The sequence below is a fragment of the Pseudomonas sp. CAU 1711 genome (assembly GCF_039888625.1).
GTDB lineage: Bacteria > Pseudomonadota > Gammaproteobacteria > Pseudomonadales > Pseudomonadaceae > Aquipseudomonas.
Window position 1 is genome coordinate 169,886 of sequence record NZ_JBDQQT010000004.1, and the last position, 14,027, is coordinate 183,912.

The following is a 14,027-nucleotide window of genomic DNA, read 5'->3' on the forward strand; positions in this document are numbered from 1 at the left end:
GCTATACCCAAAGCCATGTACCGATGGCATTGAGCGATGGAAATAAACGACTACGGGAGTCTAGTGCCCTAAATCGGAAGTTGACTGTTTAATTTTGGCGGCGTCCTGGGTCGCCATACGGCGTTACCACCAGCAGGAAGATCAGGCCCAGGCCGGTCAGCAGGGTGTCCGGCGCCACCCCTTGGGGCATCTGCCGCTTGGCGCCTTCGACCAGGGCGATCATGCGGTCCAGGGTCGAGTCGGGCTTGACGGAGGCCTGTTTCAGCGTGGCGCCGCTGGTGCTGGCCTGATGTCTGGGAATTGCAGCGCTTTTCTGCGCCTGTACGGGGCATTCAGTTTGCCGCGCATGCGCGCTGCCGGCGCGCCAGGGCTCTGGCCAAAAGCAAAAGGCCCGCATCGCTGCGGGCCTTTGGCGTCACTGCACGAGGTTATTCGACCGGAGTCTCCTCGAGGCCTGCCTCTTCCTCCAGCTCCAGGCCGTCCGCTCCCAGTTCCTCCTCATCCGGAGCCGCAGCACTCATGCCCAGGCCGGCGCCGGTGCTGAACGCCATGGCGACGAACTCCTCGACGCTCATCTGCTTGCCGTTGAAGTCGACCTTGTCGTCGGCGTAGTGCAGGCTGGTGACGATGTTGTCACCCTCCAGCCTGGCCAGTTCGCTGGCCAGGGCCATGCCGGTGGTCATTTCGGTCATCATCGCGGCGCTCTGGGCGACGGCCTCCTGGTCGGTTTCGCCGGCGAAGGTGGCCTGCAGGCCGACCATATCGGTGATCATCGCCTTGGACACCACCAGCTTGGCATCCAGCTGGCTGAGCAGCTGCTTGGCCAGTTCGGGCGCCGGCAACTCGAAGGACTCCGGCTTGGCGAAGTCAAGGGCCAGGCTCAGGCTGCTCTCGCCGTTGGCGGTCTTGAACGCCAGTTTCTCCAGGGCGACGCTTGGCCTGGCGGCCAGCAACTTGTCCAGATCGACCAGCAGCTGGGCCTTCTGTGCCTCGGAGAGCTCCGGCATCTCGCTCTCGGCCGCCAGGCTGGCCGGCTGCGCCTGCGCCTGGGAAGCGCCCTTGAGAACCTCGCCGTACAGGGCCAGCAGCGACTGCAGGGCGCCGGCATCGAGGTTCTTCACGCTGGAGATCAGCTCCACAGCACCGATATCGTGGCCCTGGTAGCTGACCATACCGATGCTGTAGGTGGAGCGGCCGGCCAGCCGGCCATCGGCCTCGCTGGTCTCGTCGAGCTGGGCAAGGTCCTTGAACAGGATAGGCGCGTTGTCGCCGACCAGGATCTGCACGCCCTGCAGCTTGACCTGGTTGCGCCCTAGGTAGAAATCGCTCGCGCCCTTCTCGGTCTGGCTGTCCAGGCTCAGGCCCTGGAGCTCGATGGTCAGGGGCTCCTGGCTCTCGCTTAGCCTGGAGGTGATCTTGAGGCTGTCCATCAGGCCGCTGGCCTCGATGGCCTTGGCTTCGGCGGTGCTGTCGAAGTCGATGCCCAGGCCGCTGAAGTCCAGGTCGCTTTCCTCGTCCAGGGCCATCTGCAGCGGGCTGAGGCGCAGGTTGCCGGCGACGGAACGGTCATAGCCCAGACTGGCCTGGCCTGCCAGTGGCGACTTGCCGTTGGCCGCGGCGAACCATTTCTCCAGTGCCAGGTTGGACTCCAGAACGTAGTTGCTGGTGGCCAGCACCGGCATCAGCTTGAGCCCCTTGAGTCGCGACAGCGGAAAGGGGCCGTGCTCGATGCGGTCGCCGATCACCAGCTCCAGCTGCTGCGGCGCCTCGCCATCCAGCGAGCCGTTGAAGGTCAGGCGGTAGCGGGCATCGCTGCTGAAGAAGTGACGTTCCAGCGAGAGCAGCTCGATGGAGGCATCCAGCCCCAACGCCGGGAGGCTCTTGGCCAGGTCCGCATTGGCCCGTTTGATCGACTCGTCCAGCACCGCTGGCAACTGATTGCCAGTGTACCAGGCGCCCCCTGCCCCAAGGGCGGCGATGGCAACCAGTGCGCCTGCGGCGATACCTGCAGATTTCTTCATGGAATGTATGTCCGTTGTGTCGTGTTGGCCTTTCTTCCTTGAGCCGCGCAGCCTCTGCGGGCTTTGCCGCGGCCTGGAACGATGGGCTCCGGCAAGACTGTCGGAGCCTGCGCAGGCTACCACCGCACCCGGCGCCGACCAAGGCGGCCGTGCGCGGGATGCCAACCAGTGGGCTTTGCCGGTCCTAGGCCCCGTCCTTGCGCTCTTCTTCCAGGGCCGCGACCTGCGGCGTGTTGGCCACCCAGTCGCCGAGCAGGCTGAAGGCCACGGCCAGCAGGGTCGGGCCGAGGAACAGGCCCATGAAGCCGAAAGCCAGGATGCCGCCGAACACGCCGAGCAGCACCACCACCAGCGGCAGATTGCCGCCGCGGCTGATCAGATAGGGCTTGAGCACGTTGTCCACACCGCTGATGACGAACATGCCCCAGATCCCCAGGAACACGGCCATGCCGTACTGCTCCTGGCTGACCAGCCAGGCAGTGGCCGGCACCCATACCAGCGGCGGGCCCATGGGAATCAGGCTGAGCACGAAAGTGACTATGCCCAACACCAAGGCGCCCGGTATGCCGGCGATGTAGAAGCCTATGAGCGCCAGCAGACCCTGGGCGGCGGCGGTGCCGATCACGCCATTGACCACCCGCTGCACGGTGCCGGCCACCAGCTCCTGGTAATGCCCCGCACGGTCGCCGATCAGGCGCTGCAGCAGACTCTGCACGAAGGCCGCCATGCGCGGGCCGTCGCGATAGAAGAAGAACACCAGCACCAGGCTCAGCGCCAGCTCCAGCATGCCGCCGCCCAACTGTGCGCTGCGCGCCAGCAGCCAGTTGCCCACCTGGCCGAGGTAGGGCCGCACCGTGGCCAGCAACTCGCCGCCCTCCTTGTCGACGCGCGCCCACAACTCGACCAGGCTCTGCCCCACCAGCGGCAGCTCGGCCAGCCAGGACGGCGGCTGCGGCAGGCCCTCGACCTGAAGATTCTTGAACAGCTCGGTGGCGTCGCGGATATGGTCGGCCAGGTTGAAGCCGAGCCACACCAGCGGCACCGCCACCAGCACCATCCAGCCGGCGGTGAGGATGCCGGCGGCGGTGTTTTCCCGGCCCTTGAGAAGCTGCGTCAGCAGGCGCATCAGTGGCCAGCTGGCGAAGGCCAGTACGGCGGCCCAGAACAGCGCGGAAAAGAACGGCGCCAGCACCCAGGCGCAGGCCCCGAGCAGTACCAGCAGCAGTATCAGCACCAGAAAGCGATCGTTGTTCAGCATGGTCGGGCAATCCGTGGCGACGGGCATTCTGGCCCGACTGTATCAGCGTTCAGGGTAGTTCTTGCACCAGCAGCGCCGTGCCATCGCCCTCGCCCAGCTCCAGGCGATTGCCGCGCACGCCGCGAGCTTCCAGCGCCGCGCGCCACTGCTCGGCGAACACACCGCTCAAGCGTACCCGCAGGGTGCGGTCCAGGCTGAGAGTGCGCGTCAGCAGGTCGGCCCAGTCACCCTCGGGCTCGCCCGCACGCAGCTGCAACTGGCCGCTGTCGCGCAGCTGGCGCAGCAGCGTGGCGGCGGCCGGCAGAATCTCGCCCAGTGCGGCGCCGGCGTCCAGCTGTTCGGCGTGCAGATAGGCGCGGCGGTTGCCGCGGGTGATGCCGTAGAGCGCCACCAGGCTGTCCTGCTGGGGCGGCGCCAGCCGCAGCAACAGGTAGCTCTGCCGCTCCTCCGGGCCATAGAGTTTGGAGTTGCCGAAGATGGCGTTGGCGAACAGGCTGCTCGAGCCACAGTCGCGCCCCTCGCACCAGAACAGCAGCTCGGCGCCCTGCGCCATCAGTTGCCCGCGGGCAGCGGCCAGCGCCTCGACAGGGGCATGGCCGTCGGGCAGGCGATAGGTCAGCGCGCGCAGACGGCCCTCGGCCAGTACCTCGCTGGAGGGGCGCAGCTGGCCGCTGATGCGGCGCAGACCGTCCTGGGGATAGCGCCGCTCCGCATCGGACAGGTCGCGGTAGTCGACTATCTCGGCGCGGGGGAAACGCTTCAGCACTTCGAGGTCCTGGCTGCCGGAAACATCGGCCGCCATCAGGATGGGCGAGCACAGGCTCAGGCAGAACGACAGAATATGGCGACGCATGCGGCTCCTTAGCGTGTCAGCATGCCCTGGGCGGTTTTCACCAAGGCGGACTCTTCCTGCGGGCGCGGCGGCACCTGCAGGCCGCGCTGTACCGCCGGGCGGGCGGCGATGGCATCCAACCAGCGCTGCAGGTGCTCCAGCCCCTCGACCGAGACACCGGCCCAGTCGTGGATGCGCACCCAGGGAAAGGTGGCGATATCGGCGATGCCATAGGCGCCGGCCAGGTACTCGGCCTCGCCCAGGCGGCGGTCGAGCACCTCGTAGAGGCGGCGGGTCTCGTGCTGGTAACGGTCGATGGCGCCTTGCAGTTTCTCCGGGAAGTAACGGAAGAACACGTTGGCCTGACCCTGCATCGGCCCTACCCCACCCATCTGGAACATCAGCCACTGGATGGCCAGGGAGCGCCCCTTGGCATCCGCCGGCAACAGGCGGCCGGTCTTCTCGGCCAGGTAGAGGAGGATGGCGCCGGACTCGAACACGGCGAAACCCTCGTCGACTATGGCGGGAATGCGTCCGTTGGGGCTGATGCGCAGGAACTCGGGACTCTTCTGTTCCTTCTTGTCGAAGGACAGCGCGTGCAGCCGGTACGGCAGGCCCAGCTCCTCGAGGGCGATGGACACCTTGTGCCCGTTGGGCGTGGCGGCGGTGTACAGATCGATCATGGCAATCTCCGATACGACCTGCACAGCCTCGGCAGTTGCCGGGGCCGCGTCAAGCGCGGCGGAAGAATGGATTGAAACAGTCTGCAACCTGCTGTGCGCCGGCCTCGTCGTTGAGATGCAGGTGATGGCCGCCCGGCAGTATGCGGGTATCGAACGCGGTGCCGGCGACCAGGGCCTTCAGCCGTGGCTCGACACTCATCTGCCCGCCCTCGGCGAGGATCAGGCTGACCGGGCACTGCACGGCGCGGACGAACTGCTCGACATGGGCGAAGGTCAGGCGCATCACCGAAGGCAGAGTCAGGCGGATATCGCTGCGCCAGGTGTAACCGCCGGGCACCGGCTCCAGGCCGCGCTGGGCCAGCAGCTCGGCGGCCTCGCGACTGACCGCCACCACGCCCCTCATGCGCGCCTGCACGGCTCTGTCCAGATCCGGGTAGACCGGCTTCTGCTTGCCGCGCAGCGCCAGGCGCGCGCGCAGCGCATCGCCCAGGCGCTGGGGCGCGCTATCGGCCTCGGCCGTGTAGGGCACCAGGCCGTCGATCAGCGCCAGGCGCTCGATGCGCTCCGGCAGCGCGGCCGCCAACAGGGTGGAGACGATACCGCCGAGCGAGTGACCGAGCAGCGAGAAACGCTGCCAGCCGAGCTGCTCGGCCACCAGCAGTACGTCCTCCAGGTACTCCCACATGCTGTAGCTGGAATTGCTGGCGTAATGCCCGGAATGCCCGTGGCCGGGGAAGTCCAAGGCGACGATGCGCAGGCCCTCCAGTTTGGGCGCCAGGCGGGCGAAGGTCATGGCATTGTCCAGCCAGCCATGCAGGGCGATCACCGGGATGCCGTCCTCGGGGCCGAACAGATGCGCCGCCAGTTCGACGTGCGGCAGGCTGAAGCGGATCTCCTCGACCTTGAGACTCATGCCGAACGTTCCAGGTCCAGGCCCTGCCAGCGGGCGAACAGCTCGCGCAGCAGGCGCGCGGTGTCCTGCGGGCGCTCGAGGGGGAACATGTGGCCGCCGGGCAGGCTGTGGTACTCGCCCTTGGGCACCCGGTTGACCTGCCGCGCATGGTGCGCCAGCACCACCTTGCTGTGCCGGCCGCGCACCACGGCGAGCGGCACGGCCAGCTGCTGCGGCCGCCCAGGCACCGTGTGCGGCACGCTGCGGTAGATGCTGATCTCGGTAGCCGGGTCGAAGCGCAGGCGCAGCCCCTCGCCCGCCTCGCGCAGGCCATGGCGCACGTAGGCGTCCAGGCAGTCCGGGTCGAAGCGGCGGAACAGGCTCTTGCCGGCGAAATAGTCGCGCGCCTCGGCGACGTCGCGGAAGGCCTCGCGGCGCCCCACCGTCCTGCCCGCAGGCGTGATCCGGTCGATGAAGCCGAAGCGCTTGGCGGCGCGAATCACCAGGCGGTCGACGCCGGTCAGCAGCGGCGAATCCAGCATCACCACGCCACGGTACAGCTCCGGATGGCGCAGCGCCGCATGGTAGTGCAGCACGCCGCCGAGCGAGTGGCCGACGCCCCAGACCGGCTCGCCTCCCTGCTGCAGATGCAGGATCAGCTCGTCGACCAGGTTGTTCCAGTTGTCGTTGACCGGGAAACGCGGGTCGTGCCCGTGCTGCTCCAGATGGCGCACCCGATAGTCCGGCGCCAGGGCGTCGAACAGCTTGGCGTAGGTGGCCGAGGGAAAGCCGTTGGCATGAGCGAAAAAGATAGCGTGCGACATAGTGCGACAACCACGGATGAATTGCCGGAATTGTCGGCCAGCCCCGTCTCAGCGGCAATCGGCAGAAGGTGCCAGATGCGCCAAACAGCAGGTGCAGCGCGCCAAAAGGCGCGCCGCAGAGGTGCGCAGCCGCCTTGCGCGGCTGCGTCGGAGGGTCAGGCGGGCTGGGGGGCCGGCTCGCCGCGCAGACGATCGAACACCGCCGCGACCAGCAGGGTCAGCGCCACCGGCAGCAGCCAGCCGAGCCCCTCGGCGGCCAGCGGCAACTGGGCGAAGGCGCTCGGCACCAGGCCCTTGAGGCCGGCAGCATTCAGCGCATCGGCCAGGCCGAAGACCAGGGTCACCGCCATGGTCGGCACGAATACCCGCTGCGCCGAGCACCACAGACCGCTCAGCAGGCTCAGGGCGACCAGCACTATGGCCAGCGGATAGAGGCCGACCAGCACCGGCACCGACACGCTGATCAGCTGGGTCAGGCCCTGGTTGGCCACCAGCAGGCTGAACAGGCCGAAGACCAGCACCACGCCTCGGTAGGAGACCGGCAGCAGCTTGCTGAAGTACTCGCCGCAGGCGGTCAGCAGGCCGACGGCGGTGGTCAGGCAGGCCAGGGTGATGACCACCGCCAGCAGCAGGCTGCCGTACAGGCCGAAAGTGTGCTGCACATAGGTGGTGAGGATCTGCACGCCGTTCTGCGCATCGCCGGCGATGCCCTGGCTGGTGGCGCCGAGCTGGAACAGCGCCAGGTAGACCAGCGACAGGCCGATGGCGGCGATGACCCCGGCCACCACCGAGTAGCGGGTGATCAGCGCGCCGTCGCGGACGCCGCGGTCCTTGATCGCGGTGGCGATGACGATGCCGAACACCAGCGCGCCCAGGGTATCCATGGTCAGGTAGCCCTGCAGGAAACCCTGGACGAAGGGCGTGCTGCGGTAGTTTTCGCTGACCTCGCCGATCGCACCGGCCGGTGCCAGCAAGGCGGCGCCGCCGAGGACCAGCAGCGAGGCCAGCAGCACCGGGGTGATGAACTTGCCGATGCTGTCGACCAGCTTGCCCGGGTTGAGGGCGAGCAGCAGCACCGCGACGAAGTAGGCGACGCTGTACAGGGCCAGCGGCAGCGGCTCGTTGCCGGCGAAGGGCGCCACGCCCATCTCGAACGACACCACGGCGGTGCGCGGGGTGGCGAACAGCGGACCGATGGCCAGGTACACGGCCACCGCCAGCAGGGTGCCGGCATGCCGGCCGAGCGGCGCGGTCAGCTCGTTCATGCCGCCACCGACGCGGGCTAGGGCCACCACCGTGAGCAGCGGCAGGCCGACGCCGGTGATGAGGAAGCCGAAGGCGGCGGACCAGACGTTGTCGCCCGCGGCCATGCCGGCGCTGGGCGGGAAGATGATGTTGCCGGCGCCCAGGAACAGGGCAAAGGTCATGAAGCCCAGGGCCAGGAGGTCGAGGCTTTTCAAGCGAGTCATAGGGAGCGTTACCACAGGCAGGTGTTCGGAAATCGAGGGGGCTCGCCTTGAGGTTCGGTGAGCGTCATCTCTCCGGGTGGGAAGAGACCGCGAGGACGGCAGCCGCTCCTTGTGGGTAGCGGGCGCCGAGGCGCGGCCACCTTAATGGATAGGCCCCGACAGGGCGACTCGGGGCGGTCGGCTGGTCGACCGCGGGCAAGCGGATGTCGCAAATCTGTAAGCGATCCGAGCTCACACGCGGAACTGGGCGATCAGCCGGCTCAGCCGGTCCTCCAGACGCTTGATGTTGGCGGCCGTGGCGCGGGTCTGCTCGACGGTGGTGAAGGTATGGGCGCTGACATCGTTGGCCCGCACCGCGCTGGCGCCCACCGTGTCGGCGACCTTGGCCTGCTCCGCCGCCGCAGCGGCGATCTGCTGGATGGTCTGGTCGATGGTGGCGACCGCCGCGGCGATCTCCGCCAGCGCCGAGCTCGCCTGCTCCGCGCCCTGCCCCGCCAGGCGCGCCGCCGCCTGGCTCTCGCCCATGGTGTCGGTGGCCGAGCGCATGCGTTGCTGCAGTGTCTGGATGATTTCCTGGATCTCCTCGGTGGACTGCTGGGTGCGCTGCGCCAGCGAACGCACCTCGTCGGCCACCACGGCGAAGCCCCGGCCCTGCTCGCCGGCCCGCGCCGCCTCGATGGCGGCATTCAGCGCCAGCAGGTTGGTCTGTTCGGCGATCGCGCGGATCACCCCCAGCACCGAGCCGATGCGCTCGCTGTCGTTGCGCAGGGACTCGACCACCTCGGCCAGCTGGCCGACCTTGTCCGCCAGGCGCTGCATGCTCTGGCGGTTGTCCTCGACCTTGCGCCGGCCATGCTCCGCCGCGGCCAGGGTCTGATGCGACAGCTCGGCGCCATGCTCGGCGGCACCGGCCATGTCCTGTGCGCTGGCGGCCATCTCGGTCATGGCAGACGCGGTCTGGCGGCTCTCGTCGCGCTGCTGCTCGACATCGCGGTGGGCCGACTCGGCCGAGGCCTGCAACTGCTCGGCCTCGCGCTCGAGCGTGGCGGAAGCGCCCGAGACCTCGGTCATGGTGTGGCGAATCTTCTCGACGAAGGTGTTGAAGCTGGCGGCCAGCAGGCCCAGGTCGTCGCGCCCCTGAACCGGCAGGCGGCGGGTCAGGTCGCCCTCGCCTTCGGCGATGTCCTTGAGCATCAGGTTGATCCTGCCGATCGAGGTCACCAGCGAGCGGCCCACGCCGTAGGCCACCAGACCGCCGAACAGCAGCGCCGCCAGCACCAGCCCCCCCTGCAGGCGGTTGACCTGTGCCACGCTGTGCTCGACCGTCTCCCCGGCCTCGCTCATCGCCGCCATGATGCTGACCTGCAGCTCGCCGGTCCGCTCGGCGATCTTCGGCTCGATGCGGTCCATCGCCTGCAGCGTCGCATTGCGTGCCCGCACCAGCTGCACCGCCTTGTCCGCCGCCACCTTGTACAGCTCCAGGCTCTGCAGCGCACCGGCCAGCTTGTCCTTGGTGCTCTGGCTACTGGTGCGCTCATGCAGCACGCTCATGCTGCTCTTGGCGAAGCCCAGCTCGCGCTCGTAGGCCTTGGCCTGCTCCTCCTGATTCTCCTGCAGGTACTGGTAGAAATACTGGCTGCCGAGCAGTAGATGGCGCATGGCGGCGCTGGAATAGAACACGGCGTCCAGGTTGAAGTCCTGCTGGGCATTCTCCAGCACCGAGGTCAGGGCCTTCTCGATGGCCGGGCCGTGCTGCCCCAACTCACCGCTGACCAGGCTTTGGCGCTGCCGGCTGAGCGGCACCAGCTGATCGCGGAACAGCTGGCTGTACTCGCTACGCGCCTGCTCGACCTCCCCCAGCAGGCGCAGGTGCTGCGGATCGTGCAGGCGCTCGGCAGTGCCCTGCTGCAGAGCCTGCAGGCGCCTCTCCAGCTCGGCGACCTGCTGCTCGGCGGCGGCATCGCCGCTGCGGGCATACAGGCGCACCGCGAGCTGCAGGCGCGCCATGCCGTCCGCCAGCTGTGCCAGCTGATCCAGACTCGGGCCGAAATCACGGGTGACCACCTGCAGGCTGCTGGCCACATTGCGCAGCGACAGGCTGGACACCACGCCGAGCACGATCAGCAACGAGCAGAGCACGGCCGGGACTATGGCGGTCTTGTAGGCGATGCGCAGGTCGGCGAACCACTGCATGCGCGAACTCCCTCTGAGGCCTTGGCGAAGAGCGGCGGCAGGTGCCGCAGATTCTTTGTCGGCCCGTGGGCCTGGATTCTTGAAGTCTAGAAAAGAAAAAGGCCACCCGTAGGTGGCCTCCTTCCAGACTCAAGCGCGCCTTAGGCGTTCTTGGCTTGCCAGCCGGTCAGCTCGGCCAGGGCCTTGCCGATGTCGGCCAGGGAACGCACGGTCTTCACACCGGCGTCCTGCAGGGCGGCGAACTTCTCGTCCGCGGTGCCCTTGCCACCGGAGATGATGGCACCGGCATGGCCCATGCGCTTGCCGGGCGGCGCGGTGACACCGGCGATGTAGGACACCACCGGCTTGGTCACGTTGGCCTTGATGAAGGCAGCGGCCTCTTCTTCGGCGCTGCCGCCGATCTCGCCGATCATCACGATCGCCTCGGTCGCCGGGTCTTCCTGGAACAGCTTGAGGATGTCGATGAAGTTGGAGCCCGGGATCGGGTCGCCACCGATGCCCACGCAGGTGGACTGGCCGAAGCCGGCGTCGGTGGTCTGCTTCACGGCTTCATAGGTCAGGGTGCCGGAACGCGACACGATGCCTACCTTGCCCGGCAGGTGGATGTGACCCGGCATGATGCCGATCTTGCACTCGCCGGGAGTGATCACGCCCGGGCAGTTCGGGCCGATCAGGCGTACGCCCAGCTCGTCGCACTTGACCTTGGCTTCCAGCATGTCCAGGGTCGGGATGCCTTCGGTGATGCACACGATCAGCTTGATGCCGCCATTGGCCGCTTCCAGGATCGAGTCCTTGCAGAACGGGGCCGGAACGTAGATCACCGAGGCGTCGGCGCCTGTGGCTTCCACGGCTTCCTTGACGGTGTTGAACACCGGCAGGCCCAGGTGGGTGGTGCCGCCCTTACCGGGGGTCACACCGCCGACCATCTTGGTGCCGTAGGCGATGGCCTGTTCGCTGTGGAAAGTGCCCTGCGAGCCGGTGAAGCCCTGGCAGATGACTTTGGTGTCTTTGTTGATCAGGACGCTCATTACTTGCCCTCCGCGGCTTTGACGACCTGCTGCGCAGCGTCGGTGAGGCTGGTAGCCGCGATGATGTTCAGACCGCTGTCGGCCAGGACCTTGGCGCCCAGCTCGGCATTGTTACCTTCCAGACGCACGACGACCGGCACTTTCACGCCGACTTCCTTCACCGCGCCGATGATGCCTTCGGCAATCATGTCGCAGCGAACGATGCCGCCGAAGATGTTCACCAGAACGGCAGCCACGTTGCTGTCGGACAGGATGATCTTGAACGCCTCGGTCACGCGCTCCTTGGTCGCGCCACCGCCGACGTCGAGGAAGTTGGCCGGCTTGCCGCCGTGCAGGTTGACGATGTCCATGGTGCCCATGGCCAGGCCGGCACCGTTGACCATGCAGCCGATGTTGCCTTCCAGCGCGACGTAGTTCAGCTCCCACTTCTGCGCATGGGCTTCACGAGCGTCGTCCTGGGACGGGTCGTGCATGGCGCGCAGCTTGGGCTGACGGTACATGGCGTTGGAGTCGATGTTGATCTTGGCGTCCAGGCAGTGCAGGTTGCCGTCCTTCTTGATCACCAGCGGGTTCACTTCCAGCAGGGCCAGGTCGTAGTCCTGGAACAGCTTGGCCAGGCCGACGAAGATGTGGGTGAACTGCTTGATCTGGTCGCCCTGCAGGCCCAGCTGGAAGGCCAGCTCGCGGCCCTGGTACGGCTGCGCGCCGACCAGCGGGTCGACGGTGGCCTTGAGGATCTTCTCGGGAGTCTCGTGGGCTACTTTCTCGATGTCCACGCCACCTTCGGTGGAAGCCATGAACACGATGCGGCGGCTGGAACGGTCGACGACGGCGCCGAGGTACAGTTCCTTGTCGATGTCGGTGCAGGACTCGACCAGGATCTTGCTGACCGGCTGGCCATTGGCGTCAGTCTGGTAAGTCACCAGACGCTTGCCCAGCCAGTTGGCGGCGAAGGCCTTGGCGTCTTCCTTGCTCTTGACCAGCTTTACGCCGCCCGCCTTGCCGCGGCCGCCGGCGTGCACCTGGGCTTTGACAACCCACTCGCTGCCACCGATCTTGTCGCAGGCCTCGGCCGCTTCTTCCGGGGTGTCCACGGCGAAGCCCTTGGATACAGGCAGGCCGTACTCAGCGAACAGCTGCTTACCCTGATACTCGTGAAGATTCATGCTTGTCTACCGTTCTTCGTTTAGGTATTGCGCATTTCGGCGCTGCGCTCATGGCGCCGCGCCACCTGTGACTGCTCTGGTTAGCAGTCCGACGGGCATTCCTGCGACTGGCCCTTGCGAGCCGCCACGGGCCGCCCGCCGTGGTTTTTTCTGCTAGCGGGCGCCCCGCCACAGCGGGGCGCGCCTCGGCCTCAACGCTTCTTGCGATTGGCGATGTGGATGGCGTGGCCATTCACCGCCAGAGCCGCTTCGTGCAGCGCTTCGGACAGAGTCGGGTGCGAGAACACCATCATGCCGAGGTCTTCGGCGCTGGTGCCGAACTCCATGCCGATGGCGCCCTGCTGAACCAGCTCGGCGGCGCTCGGGCCGATCACATGCACGCCCAGCACGCGGTCGGTCTCGGCATCGGCGATGACCTTGACCAGGCCGGCGGTGTCGTTGGCGGCCATGGCGCGGCCGCTGGCGGCGAACGGGAAGGTACCGACGTTGATCGCCACGCCCTCGGCCTTGAGCTGCTGCTCGGTCTTGCCGACCCAGGCGATTTCCGGGTGGGTGTAGATCACCGACGGGATCAGGTCATAGTTCATCTGGGCCTTGTGGCCCTTGATGCGCTCGGCGACCATCACGCCCTCTTCCGAGGCCTTGTGCGCCAGCATCGCGCCGCGCACCACGTCGCCGATGGCGTACACGCCCGGCACGCTGGTTTCGCACTGGTCGTTGACGAAGATGAAGCCACGCTCGTCCAGGGTCACGCCGCTGTCGGCGGCCAGCAGGTCGGTGGTCACCGGGCGACGGCCGACGGCGACGATCAGCTTGTCGAAGGTCAGCTTCTGCTCGCCGTTGGCGTCGGAGAAGGTCACGGTGACCTGCTTCTTCTTCACTTCGCTGCCGGTCACGCGGGCGCTCAGGCGGATGTCCAGGCCCTGCTTGCCGAGGATCTTCAGGGCTTCCTTGGAGATCTGCTCGTCGGCGCTGGCGAGGAACTTGTCCATGGCCTCCAGCACGGTCACTTCGGCGCCCAGGCGGGCCCATACCGAGCCCAGCTCAAGGCCGATGACGCCGGCGCCGATGACGCCCAGCTTCTTCGGCACGGCCTGGAATTCCAGGGCGCCGGTGGAGTCGACGATCACGTCCTGATCGACCGGGGCCGGCGGGATGTCGACCGGACGGGAGCCGGAAGCGAGGATCACGTTCTCGGCCTCGACCACCTGGGTCTTGCCGTCCAGACCGGTGACTTCCACCTTCTTGCCGGCCAGCAGTTTGCCGTGACCTTCGATCAGGGTGACGCCGTTGGACTTGAACAGGCCGGCGACGCCGCCGGTCAGGTTCTTGATGATGCCGTTCTTGCGCGCGACCATCTGCGGCACGTCGATGGTGACGCCCTTGGCCTCGATGCCGTGCACTTTGAAGCCCTCGTGGGCCTCGTGGTACTTGTAGGAGCTGTCCAGCAGCGCCTTGGACGGGATGCAGCCGACGTTCAGGCAGGTGCCGCCCAGGGCGACCTTGCCGTCCTTGTCCTGGTACTTCTCGATGCAGGCGGTCTTCAGGCCGAGCTGAGCTGCCTTGATGGCGGCGACATAACCGCCGGGGCCGGCACCGATGACTACCACGTCGAATTTCTGGGTCATAACGTATTCCTTCTCAGATAAACCGGACGGCCC

At 67.2% G+C, this 14,027-nt stretch carries 11 protein-coding genes and 1 pseudogene; all 12 read right to left on the reverse strand.

Annotated elements, in window-relative coordinates:
- Positions 1–124: 124 nt before the first annotated feature.
- Positions 125–241 (reverse strand): annotated as a pseudogene (locus tag AAFN46_RS05975) (hypothetical protein); the annotation flags it as partial.
- A gap of 187 nt (positions 242–428) precedes the next feature.
- Positions 429–2,021 (reverse strand): YdgA family protein, encoded by a 1,593-nt coding sequence (locus AAFN46_RS05980; protein WP_347807776.1) that lies wholly within the window; start codon positions 2,019–2,021, stop codon positions 429–431.
- A gap of 184 nt (positions 2,022–2,205) precedes the next feature.
- On the reverse strand, positions 2,206–3,279 hold the full coding sequence (locus AAFN46_RS05985; protein ID WP_347807777.1) for an AI-2E family transporter: 1,074 nt from the start codon (positions 3,277–3,279) through the stop codon (positions 2,206–2,208).
- 49 nt (positions 3,280–3,328) lie between these two features.
- Positions 3,329–4,132 (reverse strand): DUF4892 domain-containing protein, encoded by an 804-nt coding sequence (locus AAFN46_RS05990; RefSeq protein WP_347807778.1) that lies wholly within the window; start codon positions 4,130–4,132, stop codon positions 3,329–3,331.
- 8 nt (positions 4,133–4,140) lie between these two features.
- Positions 4,141–4,794, reverse strand: a complete 654-nt coding sequence (locus tag AAFN46_RS05995; protein WP_347807779.1) for a glutathione S-transferase N-terminal domain-containing protein — start codon at positions 4,792–4,794, stop codon at positions 4,141–4,143.
- Positions 4,795–4,843: 49 nt separating this feature from the next.
- On the reverse strand, positions 4,844–5,707 hold the full coding sequence (locus AAFN46_RS06000; protein ID WP_347807780.1) for an alpha/beta hydrolase: 864 nt from the start codon (positions 5,705–5,707) through the stop codon (positions 4,844–4,846).
- The gene (locus AAFN46_RS06005; protein ID WP_347807781.1) at positions 5,704–6,510 is read right to left on the reverse strand and encodes an alpha/beta hydrolase; all 807 of its coding nucleotides are present in this window, start codon (positions 6,508–6,510) and stop codon (positions 5,704–5,706) included. Before AAFN46_RS06005 ends, AAFN46_RS06000 begins: the two co-directional genes overlap by 4 nt.
- 155 nt (positions 6,511–6,665) lie before the next feature.
- Positions 6,666–7,979, reverse strand: coding sequence for a branched-chain amino acid transport system II carrier protein (brnQ, locus tag AAFN46_RS06010; RefSeq protein WP_347807782.1), 1,314 nt, complete (start codon positions 7,977–7,979; stop codon positions 6,666–6,668).
- Positions 7,980–8,210: 231 nt separating this feature from the next.
- Complete coding sequence (locus AAFN46_RS06015) at positions 8,211–10,172, reverse strand: methyl-accepting chemotaxis protein (protein ID WP_347807783.1); 1,962 nt, start codon at positions 10,170–10,172, stop codon at positions 8,211–8,213.
- Between the two features lie 140 nt (positions 10,173–10,312).
- The gene (sucD, locus tag AAFN46_RS06020) at positions 10,313–11,200 is read right to left on the reverse strand and encodes a succinate--CoA ligase subunit alpha (RefSeq protein ID WP_347807784.1); all 888 of its coding nucleotides are present in this window, start codon (positions 11,198–11,200) and stop codon (positions 10,313–10,315) included.
- Positions 11,200–12,366 (reverse strand): ADP-forming succinate--CoA ligase subunit beta, encoded by a 1,167-nt coding sequence (gene sucC, locus AAFN46_RS06025; RefSeq protein ID WP_347807785.1) that lies wholly within the window; start codon positions 12,364–12,366, stop codon positions 11,200–11,202. Before sucC ends, sucD begins: the two co-directional genes overlap by 1 nt.
- A gap of 191 nt (positions 12,367–12,557) precedes the next feature.
- Positions 12,558–13,994, reverse strand: coding sequence for a dihydrolipoyl dehydrogenase (gene lpdA / locus AAFN46_RS06030; protein WP_347807786.1), 1,437 nt, complete (start codon positions 13,992–13,994; stop codon positions 12,558–12,560).
- Positions 13,995–14,027: the final 33 nt, after the last annotated feature.